Consider the following 21,318-nt stretch of genomic DNA (forward strand, 5'->3'; position numbering starts at 1 on the left):
CGGGTGCGGGTGAAACCTGACCTAACCTGTGGCAAGCTGTGGCGCCTTTGCCCCGTTCCCCACTTCGCGCGCAGGCCTTCCGTGAAAGACTTGCCCCCTCATTCCCCACGTCCTATTCAGATCAAAACCAAGACAGGGGAACGTGATGCGCATTCTGGTTACCAACGACGACGGGATCAACGCTCCGGGGCTGACGGTTCTGGAAGCCATTGCGCATGAAGTTGCCGGACCAGATGGGGAAGTCTGGACCGTTGCCCCCGCGTTCGAGCAATCCGGCGTCGGCCACTGCATCAGCTACACCCGCCCCTCGATGCTAAGCCAGCTGGGCGAGCGCCGCTTTGCCACCGAAGGCTCTCCCGCCGACTGCGTACTGGCTGGCGTGCACGTGGCGATGGAAGATGTGATGCCGGATCTGGTCCTGTCGGGCATCAACCGCGGCAACAATTCCGCCGAGAACGCGCTTTATTCCGGCACCCTTGGCGGCGCGATGGAAGCAGCCTTGCAGGGCATTCCGGCGATGGCGCTGTCGCAGTATTTCGGGCCGCACAACGCGCAGCTCGACAACCCTTTCGAAGCCTCTGCCGAACATGGTGCCGCGCTGATCCGCGACATTCTGAAGTCCACGCCGCAGGAGCCCACCGAAGGCTACCGGCTGTTTTACAACATCAACTTCCCGCCAGTGCCCGCCGCCGCCGTCAAGGGCGCCCGCGCCGTGGCCCAGGGCATGCGCCATGGCACCCGGTTCTCGGCCCAGGAGCAGCAATCGCCGAACGGGCGGCGCTACGTCTGGATCAAGGGGGGCGATCAGCATGTGCACACCGCGCCGGACACCGATGCTTCGGTCAATTTGGACGGCTATATCTCGGTCACCCCTATGCGCGCGGACCTGACCGCCCATGACGCCCTCCACGCGCTCAAGGTTCTGGAATGACCGCACCCGATCCCGAAACCAAGATGCAGTTCCTTTTTGCGCTCCGCTCGCGCGGGGTCACCGATAGTCAGGTCCTTGAGGCCATGGAGCAGATCGACCGCGGGCCTTTTGTGCGCGGGATCTTTGCCGAACGCGCCTATGAGGACATGCCGCTGCCGATCGCCTGCGGCCAGACGATTTCGCAGCCGTCGGTTGTTGGACTGATGACGCAGGCGGCGCAGATTTCGCCGCGCGACACGGTTTTGGAGGTCGGCACCGGCTCTGGTTATCAGGCGGCAATCCTGTCGAAACTGGCGCGCCGGGTCTATACCATCGACCGCCACGCCCGGCTGGTGCGTGAGGCCCGGGCCCTGTTTGATGCGCTGCACCTGCCCAATATCACCTCGCTGGTGGGCGACGGCAGCCATGGTCTGCCGGATCAGGCGCCGTTTGACCGCATCATCGTCACCGCCGCCGCCGAGGATCCGCCCGGCCCGCTGCTGGCGCAGCTGAAACCCGGTGGCATCATGATCGTTCCGGTGGGCCAGTCGGACACGGTGCAAACGCTGATCCGGGTGCGCAAGTCCGAAACCGGCCTTGAATATGACGAATTGCGCCCGGTTCGCTTCGTGCCCCTTCTTGAGGGCCTGGGAAAAGACACGTAGATAGGGGAAAAGCCACCGCATCAGGGCAATGTCTCCTTTCCCGGACCCTGCTCTGTCGCAGTGAACAACAAAAGACGCCGACGTTGCGGCCCTGCCCGGAGCTTCCTGATCCGAACCGGCACGGGCGCCAGCTCCAAATGACGTGTTCCGAGGAGAGCGAGATGACACAGAACGCCCCCATCCTGTCCCGACGCGTGGCAAAGACCCTGGCGATATTGCCAGTCGCTGCCCTACTTGCCGCCTGTGATGGGCCGCTGGATTATGACCTGAGGGGGCAGATCGGCGCCTTCAACACCACTTCAGCAGCCAAAAGCGCCACCAGCGACCGCCCGGCTCCGGATGCGCGCGGGTTGATCACCTATCCCTCCTATCAGGTGGCCGTTGCCCAGCGCGGCGATACGGTGGCCGATGTGGCAACCCGGATCGGCCTGCCCAGCGGTGAAGTGGCACGCTTCAACGGCATGCAGCCCGGCGATACCCTGCGCAAAGGCGAGGTTCTGGCCTTGCCGCGCCGCGCGCCCGATGCGCCGGTAACAGCAGGAACCGCCCAGCCCGGCGGCGTCGACATCGCCTCGCTGGCTGGACAGGCCATCGACCAGGCCCCCGAAACATCGCCCAACCCCGGATCGGTCACCACGACCGAGCTGAAACCGACGCCCCGCCCGGCCCCGACCGAGGTGCAGGACGGCCCCGAGCCGGTGCGTCACAAGGTGGTGCGCGGTGAAACCGCCTATACGATCTCGCGCCTCTATCAGGTGCCGGTCAAGGCGCTGGCCGAATGGAACGGTCTGGGCAGTGATTTCTCCATCCGCGAAGGCCAGTATCTGCTGATCCCGCTGAAGAATCAGAGCGCGCCGGCCCGGCCCGCCGCAGAAATCACGCCACCCGGCGCAGGCAGCGCCACGCCGACGCCGCCGAGCGCCACCAAACCGCTACCGGATGAGGATATCGCCCCGGCTGCGGAAGAGGTCGCCCCACTGCCCAAGGTCGAGGTGCCGGAGCCGACGCGCAAGAATGACGCCGCCATGGCCTATCCCCTGCAGGGCAAGATCATCTCGACCTATTCCAAAGGGCGCAACGAAGGCATCGATATCGCCGGGGCGCCGGGCGCTGCGGTCATGGCTGCAGATGCCGGTACCGTCGCCGCGATCACCAAGGATTCAAAGAACATCCCGATCATCGTGGTGCGTCACTCCAACAAGCTGCTGACGCTCTATGTGAATGTCACGGATATCTCGGTGAAGAAGGGCGACAAGGTCACCCGTGGCCAGCCCATCGCCAAACTGCGCGATGGCGACGATGCCTTCCTGCATTTCGAGGTCCGCAATGGCTATGAAAGCCTGGATCCGCTGCCCTATCTGAACTGACTCTTGTCCCGCGGCGTCAGCCCCTGCGCGGTCAGTCTTCGTCGGACTGACCGCCCTCCCGGTTACCCGCGAAGTGCTGCATCCGCACAAACTCAGGCAGCCAGCTTTCCCGGCGCCGGGTCCAGAGCTCATACTCCGGCACCAGTTGATCCGGCGCGTCCAGCGCGCCGAGATGCAGCTCAATCTCATCATCTGTACGGGCAAAGACGGATGAGCCGCAGCGCGGGCAGAAATGGCGCCCCTCATAGGCGTGGGTCTCTCCGGTGACAGACACCGCTTCTTCAGGAAATACGGCGGCTGCATAGAACAGCGCGCCGTGGTGTTTGCGGCACTCAAGGCAATGGCAGATCCCCACCCGGCGCGGCCTGCCCCGCGCGGTGATACGCACCGCGCCGCACAGGCATCCGGCGGAAAACTCTGCCTGCGCCCCGGCCATGGCTCAGCTCAGCGTGACGCCATGGCGCCCGGCCAGATCGGTGAAATACTGCCAGGCCACCCGCCCCGAGCGCGCACCGCGCGTCGCCTGCCATTCGATGGCCTCAGCGCGGATCACCTCAGGATCGGCGGAAACCCCATAGGCGGTGCAATAGCCTTCGATCATCTCCAGGTATTCATCCTGATCACACGGGTGGAAGCCCAGCCACAGTCCGAACCGGTCGCTGAGCGAGACCTTTTCCTCCACCGCTTCGGAGGGGCTGATGGCGCTGGAGCGTTCGTTTTCGATCATGTCGCGCGGCATCAGGTGACGCCGGTTCGAGGTGGCGTAGAACACCACATTCTCCGGGCGCCCTTCGATACCGCCATCCAGCACAGCCTTCAGGCTTTTGTAGTGCTGATCATCATGACTGAACGACAGATCATCGCAGAACAGCACAAAACGTTTCGAGGAGCCGCGCAGATGGTTCAACAGCCGCGCCACTGAAGGCAGATCCTCGCGCTGCAATTCCACCAGTTTCAGATCCGGGTGTTCCGCGACAAGGCTACCATGTATCGCTTTGACAAGGCTGGATTTTCCCATACCCCGCGCGCCCCATAACAGGGCGTTATTGGCGGCGGATCCTTGTGCGAAGCGGCGGGTGTTTTCCAGCAGCGTATCGCGCGAACGGTTGATCCCCACCAGGAGATCCAGATCGACGCGGTTCACCGTTTCGACCGGCGCCAGACGGTCCGGGGCCACGTGCCAGACAAAGGCCGGAGCCGCATCGAAATCCGGGGCCGCCAGCGGTGCGGGCGACATCCGCTCCAAAGCCTCGGCAATGCGCGTCAATGCATCCTCGTTCATCGGGTCCTCCGTATCGATTGTTGCGCATGACAAACCATGTTCCGACCCTAGCAACAAGATGCTTTGCCGGGTGGCGGCGCGGCAAAGGGGGCGACACATGCGCGCCGCCCCCTCTCTTCTCTCGGTTCTGGTGCCCATTTCGGGCTTCTTACCTGCTGCCACGCTGCCTCATGCTCGCCCTGCCTCTTGCGGTGTGGCCGTTGTTTCAGGCCGCCTCGGCTTTTTCCATTTCCTCGGAAAAGCTCTTGAAGAACTTGGCAGCCAGTTTCTTTGCGGTGCTCTGGATCAGGCGGCTGCCCAATTGCGCCAGCTTGCCGCCGATATCGGCCTTGGCAGTATAGGTCAGCAGGGTGCCGCCATCCTGTTCGGTCAGCACCACCTCGGCACCGCCCTTGGCAAAGCCCGCCGCGCCGCCATTGCCCTGACCTGTCAGCGAGAACCGCTCGGGCGGGGCATCGGGGGAGAGGGTCACCTGCCCTAAGAATTTTGCCTTCACCGGTCCGATTTTCAGCACCACCTTGGCCTCCAGCTCGGTGTCGGAATGTTTGATCAGCTCCTCGCAGCCGGGGATCGCCTTTTGCAGTACCTCAGGGTCGTTGAGGGCCGCGTAGACCTCGTCTCGCGGGGCGTTGATGAAGATTTCGTCGCTCAGTTCCATGCTCGTTTTCCTTCTAGCAACAGGGGAATTTGACGGAGGCCAGAACCTTGGCCTGCGCGTCACTCAATTCGGGGAAAAGGCGCCGCCACAGGCTGCGGATCAGGGGGCGGGTCAACTCACGCATCTGCCGCCTCCCCGCGCTGTAGCGCCCGGCGGCGCTGTACCAGTTCGGCAAGGATCGACAGCGCGATCTCATCCGGGGTGATGGCGTGGATGTCGACGCCTGCGGGCGCCTTTACCGTGGCAATCGCCGCTTCGGACACGCCCTTGTCCTGAAGACGCTGTGACAGGGTGGCGAACTTACGGCGGCTGCCGACAAAGCCGATATAGCGCGCCTTTTGCATCAGCGCGCGGCGGAGCGCCGCCTCGTCCCCGCGCCCCTGGGTCGCGACCACCACAAAGGGCGCGCTGTCCCAGATCGGGTGTTCGTCGAAATGCTCCACCACCCGGTCGGGCATGGGCAGGTCAACCTCCTGCGGACCGGGCAGGCACAGGGTGCGGTCAAATTCGAACCGCGCTGCCAATTCCACTAGCGCCTGCGCCACCGGGCCGGAGCCGCAGACCACCAGCGCCGGAAGCGGCAGCACGGGTTCCACGAAGATGTCCAAGACGCCCTTGCTGGGGCAGCCGTTGCGGGCGTATTTGATACCGTCGCGTTCCTCGCCCGCGCTGACACCCGCCTCGGCCAAGAGCTCCTCGGGGCCGATCGACAACAGCTGCGGCGCGCCCGTCTCGATCGCCTCGCGCGCGGCGCGGCCCACGGCACCGCGCACACAGCCCCCGCCCAAGAACCCGACGACGATCTCGCCCTGCGCGTCGATCAGCGCCTTGGCGCCCGGCTTGGCCGAGGTCGCCGCCACGGTGCGCACCACGGTCGCCATGGCAAAGGGTTCGCCGGCGCTGCGCCGGGCCTCGGTTTCGCGGGCCAGATCCTGTTCCAGGCGTGGTCCCAGTGATGAATGTCCTGCCATGATGAAACTCATATCGCCCCCAGTTTTTGATCGAGGCTGGCCAGTGCCTCCAGCGTGTTGGCCGCCTCAAACAGATCCAAGTATGGCAGGGCCGCCGCCATGCCGCGTGCAATCGGCTCGTAGCCCTTCCAGCCCTTCAGCGGGTTCAGCCAGACGATCCGGCAGCCACGCCGCTTCAGCGCCTGCAAGGCTGCTGCCATATGTTCCGGCGGGTCACTGTCGTAGCCATCCGACAGGATGATCACCACTGATCGTCCATCGACGAACCGGCGCGCATAGGTCGCCGCGAAATGTTCCAGCGCGCCGCCGATGCAGCTGCCGCCACCGATGCCCTCGGCCATCAGCGTCACCCGGTTGAGCGCGCGCATCGGGTCCTCTTCACGCAGGGCATCAGCAATGCGCACAAGACGGGTGTGAAACAGATAGGCGTCCGAATTCGCATCGGCCCGCATCAGCCCCGCCAGAAACGCCAGAAAGGGCCGTGCATAGACCAGCATCGAGCCAGACACGTCACACAGGGCAACGATCTTCACGGGGCGGTCAGGACGGGTACGCCGCGCCAGCCGCAGGGGCACGCCGCCGGTGGCCACGGCCTTGCGGATGGTGCGTCGGAAATCCACCGCCCTGCCCCGCCGCGCCGCCTTGCGCCTGCGGGAGCGTTTGTCGCGCAGGGCCTGCCCCAACCGCACGGCAACCGCTTCGGCCTTGCGGATGTCTTCAGGATCCACAAGATCGCGCAGGTCCTTCTTCATCAGGTTCTTCACATCCGAGGCAACCAGCCGCCCCACGCCGTCGCTTTCCGCCTCGCCGCCACCGCTGCCACCGGGGGCGTGTATTGTGCCTGCACCCTCTGCCTCTGTCTCGCCTGCGTCCTTGCGGGAGGAGCGCATGTCATCAGTCTTGTTAGTCTTGTCGCTGGGCACGGTCTTCTGCCGCACACGGCCCGCATCCATCCAGAAACTGTCAAAGAGCGCATCAAAGCGGTCCACATCCTCGGCGCGGCCTGCACAGACGGCGCGCAGGGCGGCGCGCGCCTCTGACGGATCGCTCGCCTTTACCGCGCCAAGGGCGGCCAGCGCGGTGCCGGTTTCCGCTACGCCCAGCGCAAAGCCATGGGCACGCAGATGCGCCATGAAGCCCGCAATCCGCGCACCGGGGCCGGGATCGCGGCCCGCGAATTTGGTCACCCGGCTCATGCGGCGCGCCCCGCCAGCCGCTGGGCGACCTCTGCCGGAACCGCGCCGCGGTCGGCCTCGGTCTTCAGCAAGGTTGCCATGGCCGCCATCAGGGCCGCGGGGTCTTCGGTGAGGTCACCAACCCCAAGCCCAGCTAGGGCAGCGGCGAAATCCAGCATCTCGGCCACGCCGGGTTTCTTCACCAGATCTTCCTTGCGCAGATCCTGCACAAAGCCAACGATCTGCCCTGCAAGATGGGCACTCAGCCCCGGACAGCGCGCGTCCAGAATGGCGAGTTCCGTCTTGCGGTCGGGGTAGTCCACATGGGCGTAAAGGCAACGCCGGCGCAGCGCGTCCGACAGATCGCGGGTGCCGTTTGCCGTCAGGATCACCAGCGGGCGGCTTTTGGCCGTGAGGGTGCCAAGCTCCGGCACGGTGATCTGGAAATCGGCGAGCACCTCCAGAAGGTAGGCCTCGAATTCTTCATCGGCGCGGTCGATTTCGTCAATCAAGAGCACCGGGGGAATATCCTGCCGGATCGCCTGCAACAACGGGCGCTCCAACAGGTAGTCTTCAGAGAAAATCTGCGTCTCGGCCTCTTTGCCTGTCTTGCCGGAGGCCTGGATCGCCAGAAGCTGGCGCTGGTAGTTCCATTCATAGATCGCCTGTGCCGCGTCCAGCCCTTCGTAGCATTGCAACCGGATCAGTCGGGTGTCGCGCGCGGCGGCCAGGGCGCGGGCGACCTCGGTCTTGCCGACACCGGCAGCCCCTTCCAAGAGCAGCGGGCGGCCCAGTGTCACCGCCAGATGCAGCGCCATCGCCAGATCATCGGAGGCGACATAGCCCTGTTTTGCCAGGTCATTCTGAAGGTCGAGATAGGTCATGATTGCAACAGGAGGGCCGCCGAAACGGCCCCCCGTTCTCCCCTTATCCGTGCAGGCCCAAATCGCTCGCGATCTTCCAGATCCGCCAGTGATCGTGAGGCATGTGGCTTTGGCGCAGACCAAAGGCACGGAAGGCATCATGCACCGCGTTGGAGAAGGCCGGAACACCGCCCACGTTGGGGCTTTCGCCCACCCCCTTGGCGCCTATCGGGTGATGCGGGCTGGGGGTTTCGGTGTGGTCGGTGGTGTAGTGGGGCGTCTCAACGGCAGTCGGGATGAAGAAATCCATCAAGGTGCCGGTCTTGCAGTTGCCCATATCGTCATAGGCGATCTCTTGCCCCATGGCGATGGCAAGCGCCTCTGTGAGGCCGCCATGGACCTGGCCTTCGATGACCATCGGGTTGATCCGGGTGCCGCAATCGTCCAGCGCGTAGAACTGGCGGATTTCATGCTCACCGGTGTCAACGTCCACCTCCATGACGCAGATATAGGCGCCAAAGGGATAGGTCATGTTGGGCGGATCATAATAGCTCACCGCCTCAAGCCCCGGCTCAACGCCCGGGATGGCCTGATTGTAGGCCGCATAGGCGATGTCCTTCATGGTCTTGAAGCGCTCGGGCGCGCCCTTGACCACGAACCGGTCCACGTCCCATTCCAGATCGTTGTCATGCACCTCCAGAAGGTAGGCCGCGATCATCTGCGCCTTGGCGCGGATCTTGCGCCCCGCCATGGCGGTCGCCGCCCCGGCAACGGGTGTGGAGCGCGACCCATAGGTGCCCAGACCGTAAGGCGCGGTGTCGGTGTCGCCTTCCTCGATGGTGATACTGTCAGCCGAGAGACCGATTTCAGACGCAAGGATCTGCGCGAAAGTGGTCGCATGGCCCTGCCCCTGGCTGATGGTGCCAAGGCGTGCGATGGCCGAGCCCGTTGGGTGAATGCGGATCTCGCAGCTATCAAACATTCCCATACCAAGGATATCGCAGTTCTTCACCGGGCCCGCGCCGACGATCTCGGTAAAGTGCGTCAGACCAATACCAAGAAGCTTGCGCGTCTTTCCGGCCTTGAAGTCCTCCACCCGCTGCGCCTGCTCGGCGCGCAGATCGTCATAGCCGACAGCGGCCAGAGCCTTGTCCCAGGCGGTGTGGTAATCGCCAGAGTCATATTCCCAGCCCAGTGCCGACTGATAGGGGAACTGATCGGCCTTGATGAAGTTGATCCGGCGCAGTTCGGCTGCGTCCATGTTCAATTCCATCGCCAGGACTTCGATCATGCGTTCAATGAAATATGCAGCCTCCGTCACCCGGAAGGAACAGCGATAGGCCACGCCGCCCGGTGCCTTGTTGGTATAGACACCGTCAACGCCCACATAGGCGACCGGGATGTCATAGGATCCGGTGCAGATGTGGAAGAAGCCGGCCGGGAATTTGGTCGGGTCGGCGCAGGCATCGAATGCGCCGTGGTCCGCCGTAACATGGCAGTGCAGCCCGGTGATCTTGCCCTCCTTGGTGGCGCTGATCTTGCCCTTCATCCAGTAGTCGCGGGCAAAGGCGGTGGCCATCAGGTTTTCCATCCTGTCCTCGATCCACTTCACCGGCTGGCCGGTGACGATGGTCGCAACGATAGAGCAGACATAGCCCGGATAGACGCCGACCTTGTTGCCGAAACCGCCACCGATATCGGGCGAGATCACGCGGATGTTGTTTTCCTCGATACCCGACAGGATCGAGGCCACGGTGCGCACGACATGCGGCGCCTGGAAGGTGCCCCAGAGCGTCAGTTTGCCGTTGATCTTGTCCATGCTGGCAACCGAGCCGCAGGGCTCCAGCGGGCACGGATGGGTGCGGTGGTAATAGACCATCTCTTCGGCCACCACTTCGGCCTCATCGATGACCTGCTCGGTGGCATCCTTGTCGCCCTCCTCCCACAGGAAGATGTGGTTGTGATGGCGGCGGGGGCCATGGGCGCCCTCTTTTTCGTCCTTGATGTCTTCGCGCAGGACGATGTCCGATTGCAGCGCCTCGAAGGGGTCGACCAGAACCGGCAGTTCCTCGTATTCGACCTCGACCAGTTCCACCGCGTCGGCGGCGATATAGCGGTCCTTGGCCACCACAAAGGCGACCTCCTGCCCCTGGAACAGCACCTTGCCATCGGCCAGCACCATCTGCTTGTCGCCCGCAAGGGTCGGCATCCAGTGCAGGGCCAGCGGTTCAAGATCCTTGGCGGTCAGCACCGCAACCACGCCATCCAGCGCCATGGCGGCATCGATATTGATCGATTTCACCCGCGCATGGGCATAGGGCGAGCGCACGAAATCCCCGTGCAGCATGCCCGGCAAATTGACGTCATCGACGTAATTGCCCTTACCTTGGGTGAACCGGGCATCCTCGACCCGCTTGCGCGAGCAGCCCATGCCCTTGAGATTGTCGATCCGTTCCTGACGGTCCTCCAGATCCTTCATTGTGCGGCCTCCTTGGATGCGTTGATCTCGGCCGCAGCGGCGAGGATCGACTTGACGATGTTCTGATAGCCGGTGCAGCGGCAAAGGTTGCCTGCGATGCCGAAACGGACCTCTTCTTCGGTCGGGTTGGGGTTCTCCTGAAGCAGGCGATAGGCCCGCGTGATCATGCCGGGGGTGCAGAACCCGCACTGAAGCCCGTGATGTTCGCGGAACATTTCCTGCAGGATGTGCATGCCATCGGGGCTTGCGATGCCTTCGATGGTGGTGATTTCGGCGCCATCCGCTTGTGCTGCAAACATGGTGCAGGATTTCACCGACTTGCCGTCAATATCCACGGTGCAGGCACCGCAATGCGAGGTTTCACAGCCCACATGCGGGCCAGTGAGGTTCAGCGTCTCGCGCAGGGTATGCACCAGAAGTTCGCGCGGCTCGGCGGCGACCTCGTGCTTTTCGCCGTTCACCGTCAGGGTGATGATTTGTTTTCCCATGGTGTCCTCCCTCAGGCCCGCGACCAGGCGCGTTCAATGGCGCGGCGCAGGATGACGCCAGCCACATGTTTCTTGAACTCAACCGGTCCGCGGTTGTCCTCGGTCGGGTCGATGTCGCCCAGCATGGCGCTGACCGCATCGGCGATAGCATCGGCGCCGCAGTCCCTGCTCACCAGCGCCGCGCCCGCATCCTCGGAGAACACCGGCGTATCGCTGAGGTTGGTCATTGCGATCGAGGCAGAGGCCACCTTGCCGTCCACCTTCTCTAGGATCACAGCCGCCGCCGCCGTGGCGTAATCGCCGATCTTTCGCTTTTGTTTTTCGTAGGCCTGCCCGCCCTTTGGCACGGCAAAGGAGATCTCGGTCAGGATCTCGTCATCCTCGCGGTCGGTCATATAGGCCGCCTCATAGAAGTCACGCGCCTGTACCTCGCGGGTGCCATCCGGCCCCTGCAGGGTGAAGGTGGCATCCAGGCACTGCATCAGCCCCGGCATGTCGTTGCCGGGATCGCCATTGGCCACATTGCCGCCGATGGTACCCACATAGCGCACCTGGGGATCGGCGATCAGCAGGGCCGCCTCCCGCATGATCGGGGCTGCTCTAACCAGATCATCATTGGTGATCAGCTCGTGCTGGGTGGTCATTGCACCGATTGTTACGGTTCCACCATCCACCGCGATGCCTTTCAGCTCGGCGATGGATTGCAGGTCGATCAGATGCGGTACATCGGCCATGCGCAGTTTCATCATCGGGATCAGGCTGTGCCCGCCTGCCATGACACGGGCATCGTCGCCGTGTTCCTGCAATACCGCCAGGGCCGCGTCGATACTGCCGGGCCGGTGGTATTCAAACTCTGAGGGTATCATCCGTTTCCTCCCTGAATTCCGGATTGCGGATAGTAAAGGCGCCGCTGCCGCCCCGGGGCGAGGCTGCGGGAACGACCGCCGAGGTTGCGTTCACGAAATGCGAATGGGCTGCACGAGTTGCGAAAGCCCCGTCAGACAGGGAGTTTCGCCGCCAGGCACAACCAGAACATGCAGCACGAGTCGCGGCGGCAAATCGCAGATGTCCGACACAATGAGCAGAGCCCCGTCACGGCCCATTCGGGAGTGTCAGATAGGGAGGTGTTGGGCTGCGCTGTGACGCCCAATGGTTCCGGGCCTAAAAGTCGGCCAATGAAAAGCCGCCAGACCCGTCCGGGGGTTGGAGAGGGGCTGGAGGATGCTGGCAGAACCGCAGGCGCCCTGCCCTCCGCTACATGCCCAGCTTTGCCCGCACCTCGCTCAGGCGGGAGCGGCTGACAGGCACCTTGGGCAGCGCAGGGGTTTCATCGAAGTAACACACGCCATTGTCCTTCTTGCGCTCGAAACTGGTGACATGCGCCAGATTCACCAGATAGCTGCGGTGGGTGCGGATGAAACTGCCGGTGGCGGTGCGGGTTTCGGCCTCTGAGATTGACCAGGGACAGAATAGCTTCGCCTCGCCGCTGTAGAGCACGGTGTAGTGACCTTCGGCGCGGATGGCCGACACGCTGTCCGGGCTGATGAAATGGGTGCGCGCATCGGATTCGTAAGGTATACGCGCCTCCTGCGGCATCTCGGCGGCCTCCGCTTCTGGCCCGGTCGCCGCCGGATCGATTTCCTCAGCCACAGGCGGCTGCACGTCAGCCTGCCCGGTCTGCGCAGTTCCTTCCCCGCTCAGTCGGGTGGCGAAGGTGGCGCCGCTGAGCAGGAAACTGCCCGACAGCACAAAGGCCGACAGGGTGACCCCAAAGGCCAGCACGCCCCGGCTCATTGGCGGCACAAAGGTGGTGTATTCGGCAGATTGGGTGAAACCCGTGCCCGCCATGGCGATGAAATGCACGGCAAAAACGGCGATGCCAAAGCCAAAGGTGCCCAGCACGATATTGCGGGCGCTGCGGTGGCCATAGGAGACCTGAAACGACGCCATGCTGAGCGCGATGGAGGCGGCAAAAGCCATGGCGATCTGTGCCGGAGTATAGCTTGGCACGCACAGCTCCATCCCCGACATTCCGATGTAATGCATCGCCGCAATGCCGCTTCCCATGATGACCCCGGCCAGCATGATCTTGCCTCGTGTCCGGGTGCCGAAATGCACGATCAGCAGCGCCAGCCCCATGAACAGGATCGCCGTCAGCGCCGAAATCAGCGTCACTAGCGGATCAAAGTAATAGGCCACCGGCAGCTCCAGCCCCAGCATGGCCACGAAATGCATCGACCAGATGCCGCTGCCCAGGATCACCGACGCCGCCGAGACCACGATCTTGCGCACCGGCGCCGACATCTGCGAGGCGCCCTGCGTCAGCGACAGGCCGGAAAACCCCGCGATCAGGGCAATGGCCAAAGATGCCAGAACAAACAGGCTGTTATGACTGTAGTCGAGCAAAAGGGCCTCCCTTCCCCATGCAGCACTGCGTCAGCATATCCGCAAAATTTCACCCGCGCATAGAAAAAGACGCGCCCCGGAGGGCGCGCCTTGATGTTCTGTCAGTTGATCACTTGTCGTCGTCTTCGTCGAATTCGGCCATCAGAGGATCCTCTTCATCCTCATCATCGTAATAGCCCTCTTCGCGAAGCTTTTCTTCGCGTTTCTTCTCGACCCGGCTGACCAGGAAGATCGAAATCTCGTAAAGCCCGTAAACAACCGTGAACAGGATCAGCTGGGTGATCACATCCGGCGGCGTCACCAGCGCGGCCAGCACCAGAATGGCCACAACCGCGTATTTGCGCACCGATCCCAGACCTTCGGCGCTGACCAGACCGGCCTTGCCCATCAGGGTCAGCAGCACCGGCAGCTGGAAGCACAGGCCAAAGGCCATGATGAACTTCAGCGTGATATCCAGCGACTCGTTCACCTTACCAAAGAAGGTGATGCGCACGCCGTCAGCCGTTTCCGGCACCACCGCCGCATCCGTCGGCAGGTCATTGACCGTTCCGGACAGAAGGTTGGCAAAGATCGACGACACATCCGCAAAGCCAAGGAAAAAGGCCATCGCCAGAGGGGTGACGACGAAATGCGCAAAAGATGCGCCCAGAAGGAACATCACCGGCGCCGCGATCAGGAACGGCAAGAAGGCGTTCTTCTCGGTCTTGTATAGGCCGGGTGCCACGAACCGCCACAATTGGAAGCCGATCACCGGAAAGGACAAGGCAAAGCCGAAAACCATCGAGATCCGGAACAGCGTGAACAGGTATTCCTGCGGGCTGGTATATTGCAACGTCGGCGACGGGTCGCCCAGCTCGCGCAGGGTGGCCTCGATCGGCCCCAGCAAGAACTGCAGGATCGGCTCGGCCACGGTAAAGGCTAGCACGATCCCGACGATAAAGGCCCCCACCGCCCGGATCAGGCGGGTGCGCAGCTCTGCCAGATGCTCGATCAGCGGCGCCGTGGAGTCCTCGATATCATCCGTTTGACTCATGATTTGGTCTCTTTGTCTTGATCCGGCTCCCCGGCACCTGCCTTGGCCGCCTCCGCTGCCGCTGCGGCCTCTTCGGCCTCACGAGCCTGGCGGTCAGATGCGGCGCGGGCGGTGGCCTCCTGGATCTTCTTGGCATCAGCGGCGCGTTCGGCGGCCAGCTTTCCGGTTTCGCTGTCCGGATCGAATTTGGTCGGGTCAATCGATTTGGCCATATCCTGCGCCGCCTCTTTGACACCGTCCATGGCCGTGCCAACTGGATTGGTCGCTGCCTTCAGCCCCTGCGCCATATCCTTGACGCCCGCCTCATCGGCGGCGTCATTCATCGCGCGGCTGAATTCACGGGCCATGCCCTTGGCCTTGCCCACGAAGCGGCCGACGTTGCGGAACAGCACGGGCAGATCCTTGGGACCGACCACGATCAGCGCAACGATCCCGACCACCATGAGTTCGGTCCACCCAAGATCGAACATGGCGGATTACGCCTTGTCTTTTTCGGTCTCGGGGGTGATGTCCTTGGCGTCGGCAGCAGCGTCCTGCTCCAGTTCCTCGGTGCTGTCTTTCACGCCTTTCTTGAAGGCGGTGATGCCTTTGCCGACTTCGCCCATCAGCGAGGAAATCTTGCCGCGGCCAAACAGGACCAGAACCACGACGGCGATCAGCAGAATGCCCGGAAGGCCGATATTGTTAAGCATGTGAGTGTCTCCTTCTTGTCCGGTGCCCATCCGCGCCGGTTTTGTCTGTCATCCCCATTTTTACGGACGCGCCGCGCTGCCGGATAGATCTGGCAGGCTGTCGGGGGGCTCAGGCAGGGCAAAAATCACTGAAATCCGCATCCGCCCAAACACAACTGACAGGTTTATGTCAGTTGCTCCCTGCTAGGTCCAGCCTGTCACATCAATAAGGAGACACCGATATGACAGACACCCAGACCACTCCGGTTGCCGAAATCGTTACCTTCACCCTGGCGAACGGAATCACCCCGGCGGCCTTTGTCGAGATCAGCCAGCAAAGCGAAGCCTTTGTGCGGGCGCAGCCAGGGTTCATGTTCCGCCGCCTCAGCTGCGGCGCCGATGGCCGCTGGAGCGATCACGTGGTCTGGCGCGATCACGCGGCGGCCATGGCGGCGGCAGAGGCCTTTCCCAAGCAGCCCTTTGCCGCGGCGCTGATGCAGGCGATTGAGCCCGGCAGCATCGACATGCGCCATGAAGACATCCTGTGGCAGATGGCGGCTTGACCTAACGGTGCGGCGCGGGCCAAGGCTAGGATCATGCGCCGCACCGACCGCCTTTTTGAAATCATCCAGATCCTGCGCGACGGGAAGTTGCACCGCGCGCAGGACATCGCGGCGCGGCTGGAGGTTTCCACCCGCACCATATACCGCGACATGGACACGCTAGTCGCCTCAGGCGTGCCGGTCGAAGGGGAGCGCGGCGTCGGCTATATGGTGCGCGAAGCGATCACCCTGCCGCCCCTCACACTGACCCCGGAAGAGCTGGAGGCGCTGAACCTCGGCATGGCCATCGTCGCCGAGGCCGCCGATCCGGACCTTAAATCCGCCGCGCAGTCACTGGCGGCCAAGGTGGACGCGGTGCTGCCTGCCGAGACCATCGCCGAGGCGGATGCCTGGAAATTCGCCGTCTACCCCTTTGCCGATGCGGCGCGGGGCTTTGCCCAGATGCCCACCCTGCGGGCAGCGATCAAGGCGCGCCAGAAGTTGCAGATCACCTATCGCCGCATCGATGGCGAAATGACCCGGCGCAAAATCCGCCCGCTGCACATGGAATACTGGGGCCGTGTCTGGACCCTCACCGCCTGGTGCGAAGCGCGTGAGGATTTCCGTGTCTTCCGCGTCGATCTGATCGAAGAGGCCACCGCCCTGCCCGAGTTGTTCGTCGATGAGCCGGGCAAGCGGCTGTCGGATTACGATCCCTACCGCGACAAACAGGAGAGCTGATTACTCACCTTTGTCCTGCTTTTGGCGGCGGCGGCGGACAAGCACATAGATACCGCTGCCCAGCGCCCCGCCGATGGCCGCAGCCAGCGCAACATGCAACATCAGCGCGCCAAGGGTCAGCGGAAACAGGGCAAGCGTCATGATCACCGCCTCGGCAAAGCCGCCCGGCCCCTGATAGGAGGCAAGGGAGAACAGCGAATAGCAAACCCAGACGACCGACAGCAGGCCAGCGCCCGAAAGCGCAGCCCATAGCCTGCCCGCATCCTTTGGCTCGGCAACCGAAACAGCGGGCACCAGCACCGCGAGGACATACTCTCGCCACTTGCTTTTGCGCCCGCGGATTGCCGCCTTGCAGGCCGAAATCTCCACAAGGGCGAGCACGATCAGCGGCACGGCGTGAAACAACGCGACGGGTATGAACAGGGACACGCCCCGCGACCAGGACACCATGGACACCCCGGCGTTCTGCAGCGTGATCCAGACCAGCCCCCCTGTTGCATAGATCGCCCCAAGGCCTCCCAGCCAAGTGAGATGGGCAATCAGGCGCACCCCACGCAAATTTCTGGCGACCCAAGGCGGGATCTCTGGTTCGGTCTCTGGCTCTTCCGGCATGTTCTGTGCCTCCCGTGCCCGAGTATAAGACAACGGCAGAAACATCGGTTCAAGACGTCACCCCGTGGGGTGGCTCGGCCCGCCGATGCGCGCGCTTCACGGGAAAGTCACCTCTGCCCCGTCCGCCCATATATTGCAGCCTTGCAGCTGCTCCCCTAGCGTTTGTCCAATTGATCACGCAGGAAGGCACATCACATGGTTAAGGGAAGCTGCTGTTGCGGCGCGGTACAATTTCAACTGACCGTGCAGCCGCCGATTATGGGTACCTGCCATTGCTCCCGCTGCCGCAAGGTCGGCACCAGCGCCATCGTGCTTGTGCGGCCCGGAGACGTGCAATGGATCAAGGGCAAGGATCAGGTCACCACCTACACGCCTGAGCCGCCCTTCAAATTCATCCGCTGTTTCTGCAAGATCTGCGGCACCTCGCTGGGGGAAATCCTGGCCGAGGACGAGCGTATCGCAATCGCGGCAAGCGCGCTGAATGGCGATATCGGCGTCAGCAACCAGTTTCACGAGTTCGTCGCTGACAAGGCCGATTGGTACGAGATTTGCGACGATGCCCCGCAATACGACGGTGCACCGACATAACGCCAAGGACGGAGTGGTTCCCTACCCCTTTGGGAAGACGAAACACCGGTTGCGCGGCACGGTGAGCCAGAGGACGCGGCCCACTTCGGGCAGGAACACGTTAGGTACCGTCACCTTCAGGAGCGATCCGTCAAAATCCATGCGGAACTCGACCAGGCTTTCATGGCCAAGAAAGCGCGCCCGTTCGACCACGCCGCGCGCCGGGACGCCGTCGCTGGGGGTCGGCAAGGGACCTTTGCCCGCGCGGTCGAAATCAATGCGCACGTGCTGCGGGCGAAAGACGATCTCCACATCCGTGCCATCGGGCACACCAGGTGCCAGGAACTGGCCGAATGGCGTCTGCGCCAGCGCGCCGTTCACCTGTGCATCCAGAACGTTGACGTCGCTGAAAAAAGCCACCGCCGCCTTATCGACCGGGCGGGTATAGACGTTATAGGGCGCGCCCTGCTGAACGATCCGCCCGCCCCGCATCAGGGCGATCTCATCGGCCATGCGCATGGCTTCTTCCGGCTCGTGCGTCACCAGAAGGACTGCCGTGTCCTCTTCGCGCAAGAGCGTCAGCGTCTCGTCGCGGATGCCATCGCGCAGACGGTTATCAAGGCCCGAAAACGGCTCATCCATCAGCATGATACGCGGACGCGGCGCCAGGGCGCGGGCCAGCGCCACGCGCTGTTGTTCGCCGCCCGACAGCTGGTGCGGGTAATCGTCGATGTATTTCGACAGCGACACCTTGGCGAGCAGCTCCTCGACCCGGGCGCGTTTCTGATCTTTCGGCCCTTTCAGACCAAAGGCGACGTTATCCGCGACGCTCAGGTGCGGGAACAGGGCAAAGTCCTGAAACATCAGGCCGATCTCGCGCCGCTCGGGCGGCACACGGAACACCGTGTCGCAGATCAGCTTGCCATCGACATAGATTTCACCCTCGTCCTGCATCTCCACCCCGGCGATCATGCGCAGAGTGGTGGATTTACCGCAGCCTGACGGGCCCAGCAGGCAGGTCACCTGTCCCGCCTGAATTTGCAGGGACACATCGTCGACCACCGGGCGCCCGTCGAAGAACCGCTTGATATTGCGGATTTCCAGCCGTGGCGGGGCCATGGTGCTGAGCATTTCGGCAGGGGCAGTGTTCATGCGGCCTCGGGGCTGTTTCCGACGCTTTCCATCGGGTTTGGCGCAGATGTAGCAGCCCCCCTGTCAGGCTTCAACCCTGCGGCTGCCGCGTGCCACTGCGGCAAAGCCGACCACCAGCACGATCACGCAGATCTGCAAAAGCTGCTCGTATTTGTGCCCATCATAAAGCAGCGCCGAGATGCCCGGTGCATCGCGGAACATATAGGCCGCCGCGCCAAGTATGGCAGAGCCAAAGCTGACCAGATAGGCCCAGATTGCCACCTGACGTTTACCGAGAAGTCCCGCCACCAGCACCGGGGTCAGGAACATCGAGGCGGTACCGGATACAGCCACGGCATCAAACAGCGTCTTGTTGCCCCAAAGCGTCAGCGCGCCACCAGCAGCGGCAAAGACCACGATGGCGATGCGGCCGCCCATCAGGCTGCGCGGCGCAAGGCGCAGTTCTTCGACCACCAGACGCGCGGCCGAGCTGAGCGCGGAATCAAGCGTGGACAGCGCCGAAACCAGCAGCGACACGATCAGCATGACGAAAACCCAGCCCGGCAGCATAGTCGCCCATGTCCCCAACAGCTGGCCTTCGTATTCCGCGCCCTCAAGGGAAGCCTGAATGCCGAAAAAGCCAAAGGCGATGATGCAAAGCGCCGAAATCCAGAAGGCATGCAAAAAGCTTTTGCGGGTGGTTGCGGGATCGGCAAGAAAGCCGCGGTCCATCATCACCGGATCATGCACCGGGTAAGAGAAGACCTGCAGCGCGGCAACCACCAGCAGCACCCAGCCGTTGTGGGCGCCCGCCGCCCCCGGTGCGGTCATCACCGCAGAAATCTCAAAGCCCGGGCGCAGGATCAGCGCCACAAAGGCGGCGCCAAAGACCACGAGGAAAAGCGACATCTGGATCACATCGGTGCGCAGCGCCGCCGACAGCCCGCCCCATGCGGAATAGGCCAGCGCCAGCACACCGACCACCAGGATGGCGGTTGTCTCGGCCCCTGCCACATCCGGCAGGGCGGCGGCAAAGATCAGCCCGACGACCAGCAGGTTGGCAAAAACTTCGGACAACAGGCGCAGTGCGATCACCAGATTATAGGCGGTGGTGCCCGTGGCGCCGAAACGCTCCGCCAGCCAGGATTGCACCGATGTCGCACCCTGTGCGCGCATCCGGCCAACGATATAGCCGCCGGTCAGAAAGGAGCCGTAATAGGCCGCATAGGCCAGAGTTCCCGCGATGCCGTAGTAAAAACCCAGGATCGCCGCGTTCATCAGCGAGCGCGCGAAAATCCATGTGGTCACCTGCGACAACACCAGCGTCCACAGGGTCGGCGCCTCTCCCCGGTCAGACTGACCGCCGAAGAACCCGCCCACCGTGGCCTTGCGCGGCGCATAGAAGAGGCTGAGCAATATGATAGCGGCAAAGATGGTGGTTATGGCGATGGCCTGCATGATCGTTATCCCCGTTTTGATGGGCTTGGCGTAGCAGGCAGGCCCTTACCGCACCATATTGCCCACAGGAATGTGAAGCGGTGTCAGGGAGGAGCCGGGTAACCTGCGCGCAAAACAGGCACCCTCGGCCTCCCGGGCGCCGGATATTCCATCGTTCCTGGCTGTTGGCAGTTACTCCCCCGCTGGCAACAGGTCGAACGCAGCCTCTGCCCGCACATTGCCATTGACCAGCAGCTCCAGCCGATGCGGCCCGGGCACCAGTTTGAAGGTCGTGGCATCGCCTTTCAGCTTATGCGTCTTCTCCAGTTTCAAGGCACCGCGCACCAGTTTTGCCTGTTTCAGCTTGAACACCTTGGCCGAGGCTTTGCCGCCGGGGCGCTGAAAATGCAGCCGGTAATCGACCAGCACCGGCTGCTCCGCTGGCCCCGCCAGATCGACCGTGAAGTTCAGCGCATCGCCGATGGGCACCCCTGTGCTTTGCAGCGTGATCCTGGCCTCCACCGGCGCCTCCGGATCATATCCCAGAAGGCCCAGCGCGCCCGGGTGCCCTGCCTTCACCAGTCCACGGCAGGCGTGGCGGGTGATCCAATCCATTTCCTTGCCCATCTGTTGTCCGGCCTCCCCCCAGCGGCGCAGCGTCTCAACCACCAGATCCGGCTCTTTCTTGGCGATGTCGTTCAGGTGGTTGGCGACCGAGCGGGTGACAAAGCGCGTACCATCCCCGTGCAGCTGGTCCAGCAGCGGCAGCGGCGCCCGCAGATCAAGCCCGATCCCAAGACCCCAGGGCAGACGCGGGCGCGTGCCCTCGCTGACCAGCCGCCGCACGTGGTAATGGTCGTGCCCGGCCCAGTCCTGCATCCGTTCCAGCGTCAAATCCGGCCAGCGGTTCAGGAAGGGTCGAATGGCGAATTCCATGGAGAACCGCTGTGTCAGCGCCTCCAGCAGATCCAGTGATAGATCCGGGTGCGCTTCCAGCCCCTTGGACACTACGAATTCGCCCAAGGGGGCAAAGATGAAATCGCCGAAATCATCGTCGTTTTTGCCGGGGTCCAGCGGCGGCGGCAGGGCCGCGCGCAGCAGTGGCGCCACCTCGGGCAAGGGCGCAGCGTAATGCAGCCCCAGAACCTCGGCGATCCAGTCGATCCGCTGTTTCAGCTCCAGTTCCGGCAGGCGGGCGTTCACCTGCGCCTCGAACCCCGGCGCGTCGAAACCGGGGTCACAGGCCGCAAAAAGACCCGCCAGATAGCGGGTCTTTTCCGGATTAAACAGCTGGTCCTTCAGGGAAAAACCACTGGCCAC

At 63.2% G+C, this 21,318-nt stretch carries 23 protein-coding genes; 6 read left to right on the top strand and 17 right to left on the bottom strand.

Annotated elements, in window-relative coordinates; translation table 11 throughout:
* The first annotated feature begins 145 nt into the window (after positions 1-145).
* The 3 genes from surE (at position 146) to AC5SSZ_RS09725 (ending at position 2,942) form a co-directional block, all read left to right on the top strand.
* Complete coding sequence (surE, locus tag AC5SSZ_RS09715; protein ID WP_495438063.1) at positions 146-931, top strand: 5'/3'-nucleotidase SurE; 786 nt, start codon at positions 146-148, stop codon at positions 929-931.
* Positions 928-1,575 carry a protein-L-isoaspartate(D-aspartate) O-methyltransferase gene (locus tag AC5SSZ_RS09720; RefSeq protein WP_065273163.1) on the top strand — a complete coding sequence of 216 codons (648 nt, stop codon included), beginning with the start codon at positions 928-930 and terminating at the stop codon, positions 1,573-1,575. Before surE ends, AC5SSZ_RS09720 begins: the two co-directional genes overlap by 4 nt.
* 161 nt (positions 1,576-1,736) lie before the next feature.
* Positions 1,737-2,942 (top strand): peptidoglycan DD-metalloendopeptidase family protein, encoded by a 1,206-nt coding sequence (locus tag AC5SSZ_RS09725; protein ID WP_495438064.1) that lies wholly within the window; start codon positions 1,737-1,739, stop codon positions 2,940-2,942.
* A 31-nt stretch (positions 2,943-2,973) separates the two neighbouring features.
* On the opposite strand, the gene AC5SSZ_RS09730 is transcribed toward AC5SSZ_RS09725, so the two are convergent.
* The 13 genes from AC5SSZ_RS09730 to AC5SSZ_RS09790 all read right to left on the bottom strand — a co-directional run bounded on the left by AC5SSZ_RS09730 (position 2,974) and on the right by AC5SSZ_RS09790 (position 14,989).
* Positions 2,974-3,378 carry a GFA family protein gene (locus AC5SSZ_RS09730; protein WP_274836751.1) on the bottom strand — a complete coding sequence of 135 codons (405 nt, stop codon included), beginning with the start codon at positions 3,376-3,378 and terminating at the stop codon, positions 2,974-2,976.
* A gap of 3 nt (positions 3,379-3,381) precedes the next feature.
* The gene (locus AC5SSZ_RS09735) at positions 3,382-4,224 is read right to left on the bottom strand and encodes an ATP-binding protein (RefSeq protein ID WP_495438065.1); all 843 of its coding nucleotides are present in this window, start codon (positions 4,222-4,224) and stop codon (positions 3,382-3,384) included.
* Positions 4,225-4,429: 205 nt separating this feature from the next.
* Positions 4,430-4,882 carry an SRPBCC family protein gene (locus AC5SSZ_RS09740; protein ID WP_495438066.1) on the bottom strand — a complete coding sequence of 151 codons (453 nt, stop codon included), beginning with the start codon at positions 4,880-4,882 and terminating at the stop codon, positions 4,430-4,432.
* A gap of 116 nt (positions 4,883-4,998) precedes the next feature.
* Entirely contained in the window at positions 4,999-5,853 is an 855-nt protein-coding gene (locus AC5SSZ_RS09745; RefSeq protein WP_495438067.1) for an XdhC family protein, read from the bottom strand.
* Between the two features lie 8 nt (positions 5,854-5,861).
* Positions 5,862-7,049, bottom strand: coding sequence for a vWA domain-containing protein (locus AC5SSZ_RS09750; RefSeq protein WP_495438068.1), 1,188 nt, complete (start codon positions 7,047-7,049; stop codon positions 5,862-5,864).
* The gene (locus AC5SSZ_RS09755; RefSeq protein ID WP_495438069.1) at positions 7,046-7,912 is read right to left on the bottom strand and encodes an AAA family ATPase; all 867 of its coding nucleotides are present in this window, start codon (positions 7,910-7,912) and stop codon (positions 7,046-7,048) included. Before AC5SSZ_RS09755 ends, AC5SSZ_RS09750 begins: the two co-directional genes overlap by 4 nt.
* A 43-nt stretch (positions 7,913-7,955) precedes the next feature.
* Complete coding sequence (locus AC5SSZ_RS09760) at positions 7,956-10,370, bottom strand: aerobic carbon-monoxide dehydrogenase large subunit (RefSeq protein WP_495438070.1); 2,415 nt, start codon at positions 10,368-10,370, stop codon at positions 7,956-7,958.
* Positions 10,367-10,858: a (2Fe-2S)-binding protein gene (locus AC5SSZ_RS09765; RefSeq protein WP_495438071.1), complete on the bottom strand. Its 492-nt coding sequence runs from the start codon at positions 10,856-10,858 to the stop codon at positions 10,367-10,369. The genes AC5SSZ_RS09760 and AC5SSZ_RS09765 overlap by 4 nt, the downstream gene beginning before the upstream one ends.
* 11 nt (positions 10,859-10,869) lie before the next feature.
* A complete protein-coding gene (locus tag AC5SSZ_RS09770) occupies positions 10,870-11,724 on the bottom strand; it encodes an FAD binding domain-containing protein (RefSeq protein ID WP_495438072.1) in 855 nt (284 codons plus the stop codon).
* A gap of 388 nt (positions 11,725-12,112) precedes the next feature.
* Positions 12,113-13,264: an MHYT domain-containing protein gene (locus AC5SSZ_RS09775; protein ID WP_495438073.1), complete on the bottom strand. Its 1,152-nt coding sequence runs from the start codon at positions 13,262-13,264 to the stop codon at positions 12,113-12,115.
* Between the two features lie 109 nt (positions 13,265-13,373).
* Complete coding sequence (gene tatC, locus AC5SSZ_RS09780; protein WP_274839333.1) at positions 13,374-14,297, bottom strand: twin-arginine translocase subunit TatC; 924 nt, start codon at positions 14,295-14,297, stop codon at positions 13,374-13,376.
* Positions 14,294-14,767 carry a Sec-independent protein translocase protein TatB gene (gene tatB / locus AC5SSZ_RS09785; RefSeq protein WP_274831848.1) on the bottom strand — a complete coding sequence of 158 codons (474 nt, stop codon included), beginning with the start codon at positions 14,765-14,767 and terminating at the stop codon, positions 14,294-14,296. Before tatB ends, tatC begins: the two co-directional genes overlap by 4 nt.
* Before the next feature lie 6 nt (positions 14,768-14,773).
* Positions 14,774-14,989 carry a twin-arginine translocase TatA/TatE family subunit gene (locus tag AC5SSZ_RS09790; protein WP_274828764.1) on the bottom strand — a complete coding sequence of 72 codons (216 nt, stop codon included), beginning with the start codon at positions 14,987-14,989 and terminating at the stop codon, positions 14,774-14,776.
* A 221-nt stretch (positions 14,990-15,210) separates the two neighbouring features.
* On the opposite strand from AC5SSZ_RS09790, the gene AC5SSZ_RS09795 reads away from it, so the two are divergent.
* Positions 15,211-15,531, top strand: a complete 321-nt coding sequence (locus AC5SSZ_RS09795) for a hypothetical protein (protein ID WP_274831847.1) — start codon at positions 15,211-15,213, stop codon at positions 15,529-15,531.
* A 33-nt stretch (positions 15,532-15,564) separates the two neighbouring features.
* Entirely contained in the window at positions 15,565-16,251 is a 687-nt protein-coding gene (locus tag AC5SSZ_RS09800; protein ID WP_274839337.1) for a helix-turn-helix transcriptional regulator, read from the top strand.
* Here the strand turns inward: AC5SSZ_RS09800 and AC5SSZ_RS09805 are convergent, their stop codons facing one another.
* Entirely contained in the window at positions 16,252-16,863 is a 612-nt protein-coding gene (locus tag AC5SSZ_RS09805; protein ID WP_495438074.1) for a hypothetical protein, read from the bottom strand.
* Between the two features lie 195 nt (positions 16,864-17,058).
* Between AC5SSZ_RS09805 and AC5SSZ_RS09810 the strand changes: the two genes are divergently transcribed.
* A complete protein-coding gene (locus tag AC5SSZ_RS09810; protein WP_495438075.1) occupies positions 17,059-17,451 on the top strand; it encodes a GFA family protein in 393 nt (130 codons plus the stop codon).
* A 21-nt stretch (positions 17,452-17,472) separates the two neighbouring features.
* On the opposite strand, the gene AC5SSZ_RS09815 is transcribed toward AC5SSZ_RS09810, so the two are convergent.
* From AC5SSZ_RS09815 to AC5SSZ_RS09825, 3 genes are all read right to left on the bottom strand, one after another.
* Positions 17,473-18,582, bottom strand: a complete 1,110-nt coding sequence (locus AC5SSZ_RS09815; protein ID WP_274828773.1) for an ABC transporter ATP-binding protein — start codon at positions 18,580-18,582, stop codon at positions 17,473-17,475.
* A gap of 63 nt (positions 18,583-18,645) precedes the next feature.
* Entirely contained in the window at positions 18,646-20,019 is a 1,374-nt protein-coding gene (locus AC5SSZ_RS09820) for an SLC5/6 family protein (RefSeq protein ID WP_495438076.1), read from the bottom strand.
* A 171-nt stretch (positions 20,020-20,190) separates the two neighbouring features.
* Entirely contained in the window at positions 20,191-21,318 is a 1,128-nt protein-coding gene (locus AC5SSZ_RS09825) for a DNA alkylation repair protein (protein WP_495438077.1), read from the bottom strand.

The organism is Phaeobacter sp. CC-HEC084, from assembly GCF_059429255.1.

Bases quoted from the DNA above. Each gene is read 5' to 3' on its own strand.
- surE (WP_495438063.1), top strand. From the start codon at position 146: ATGCGCATTCTGGTTACCAACGACGACGGGATCAACGCTCCGGGGCTG.
- AC5SSZ_RS09720 (WP_065273163.1), top strand. From the start codon at position 928: ATGACCGCACCCGATCCCGAAACCAAGATGCAGTTCCTTTTTGCGCTC.
- AC5SSZ_RS09725 (WP_495438064.1), top strand. From the start codon at position 1,737: ATGACACAGAACGCCCCCATCCTGTCCCGACGCGTGGCAAAGACCCTG.
- AC5SSZ_RS09730 (WP_274836751.1), bottom strand. From the start codon at position 3,378: ATGGCCGGGGCGCAGGCAGAGTTTTCCGCCGGATGCCTGTGCGGCGCG.
- AC5SSZ_RS09735 (WP_495438065.1), bottom strand. From the start codon at position 4,224: ATGAACGAGGATGCATTGACGCGCATTGCCGAGGCTTTGGAGCGGATG.
- AC5SSZ_RS09740 (WP_495438066.1), bottom strand. From the start codon at position 4,882: ATGGAACTGAGCGACGAAATCTTCATCAACGCCCCGCGAGACGAGGTC.
- AC5SSZ_RS09745 (WP_495438067.1), bottom strand. From the start codon at position 5,853: ATGGCAGGACATTCATCACTGGGACCACGCCTGGAACAGGATCTGGCC.
- AC5SSZ_RS09750 (WP_495438068.1), bottom strand. From the start codon at position 7,049: ATGAGCCGGGTGACCAAATTCGCGGGCCGCGATCCCGGCCCCGGTGCG.
- AC5SSZ_RS09755 (WP_495438069.1), bottom strand. From the start codon at position 7,912: ATGACCTATCTCGACCTTCAGAATGACCTGGCAAAACAGGGCTATGTC.
- AC5SSZ_RS09760 (WP_495438070.1), bottom strand. From the start codon at position 10,370: ATGAAGGATCTGGAGGACCGTCAGGAACGGATCGACAATCTCAAGGGC.
- AC5SSZ_RS09765 (WP_495438071.1), bottom strand. From the start codon at position 10,858: ATGGGAAAACAAATCATCACCCTGACGGTGAACGGCGAAAAGCACGAG.
- AC5SSZ_RS09770 (WP_495438072.1), bottom strand. From the start codon at position 11,724: ATGATACCCTCAGAGTTTGAATACCACCGGCCCGGCAGTATCGACGCG.
- tatC (WP_274839333.1), bottom strand. From the start codon at position 14,297: ATGAGTCAAACGGATGATATCGAGGACTCCACGGCGCCGCTGATCGAG.
- tatB (WP_274831848.1), bottom strand. From the start codon at position 14,767: ATGTTCGATCTTGGGTGGACCGAACTCATGGTGGTCGGGATCGTTGCG.
- AC5SSZ_RS09790 (WP_274828764.1), bottom strand. From the start codon at position 14,989: ATGCTTAACAATATCGGCCTTCCGGGCATTCTGCTGATCGCCGTCGTG.
- AC5SSZ_RS09795 (WP_274831847.1), top strand. From the start codon at position 15,211: ATGACAGACACCCAGACCACTCCGGTTGCCGAAATCGTTACCTTCACC.
- AC5SSZ_RS09800 (WP_274839337.1), top strand. From the start codon at position 15,565: ATGCGCCGCACCGACCGCCTTTTTGAAATCATCCAGATCCTGCGCGAC.
- AC5SSZ_RS09805 (WP_495438074.1), bottom strand. From the start codon at position 16,863: ATGCCGGAAGAGCCAGAGACCGAACCAGAGATCCCGCCTTGGGTCGCC.
- AC5SSZ_RS09810 (WP_495438075.1), top strand. From the start codon at position 17,059: ATGGTTAAGGGAAGCTGCTGTTGCGGCGCGGTACAATTTCAACTGACC.
- AC5SSZ_RS09815 (WP_274828773.1), bottom strand. From the start codon at position 18,582: ATGAACACTGCCCCTGCCGAAATGCTCAGCACCATGGCCCCGCCACGG.
- AC5SSZ_RS09820 (WP_495438076.1), bottom strand. From the start codon at position 20,019: ATGCAGGCCATCGCCATAACCACCATCTTTGCCGCTATCATATTGCTC.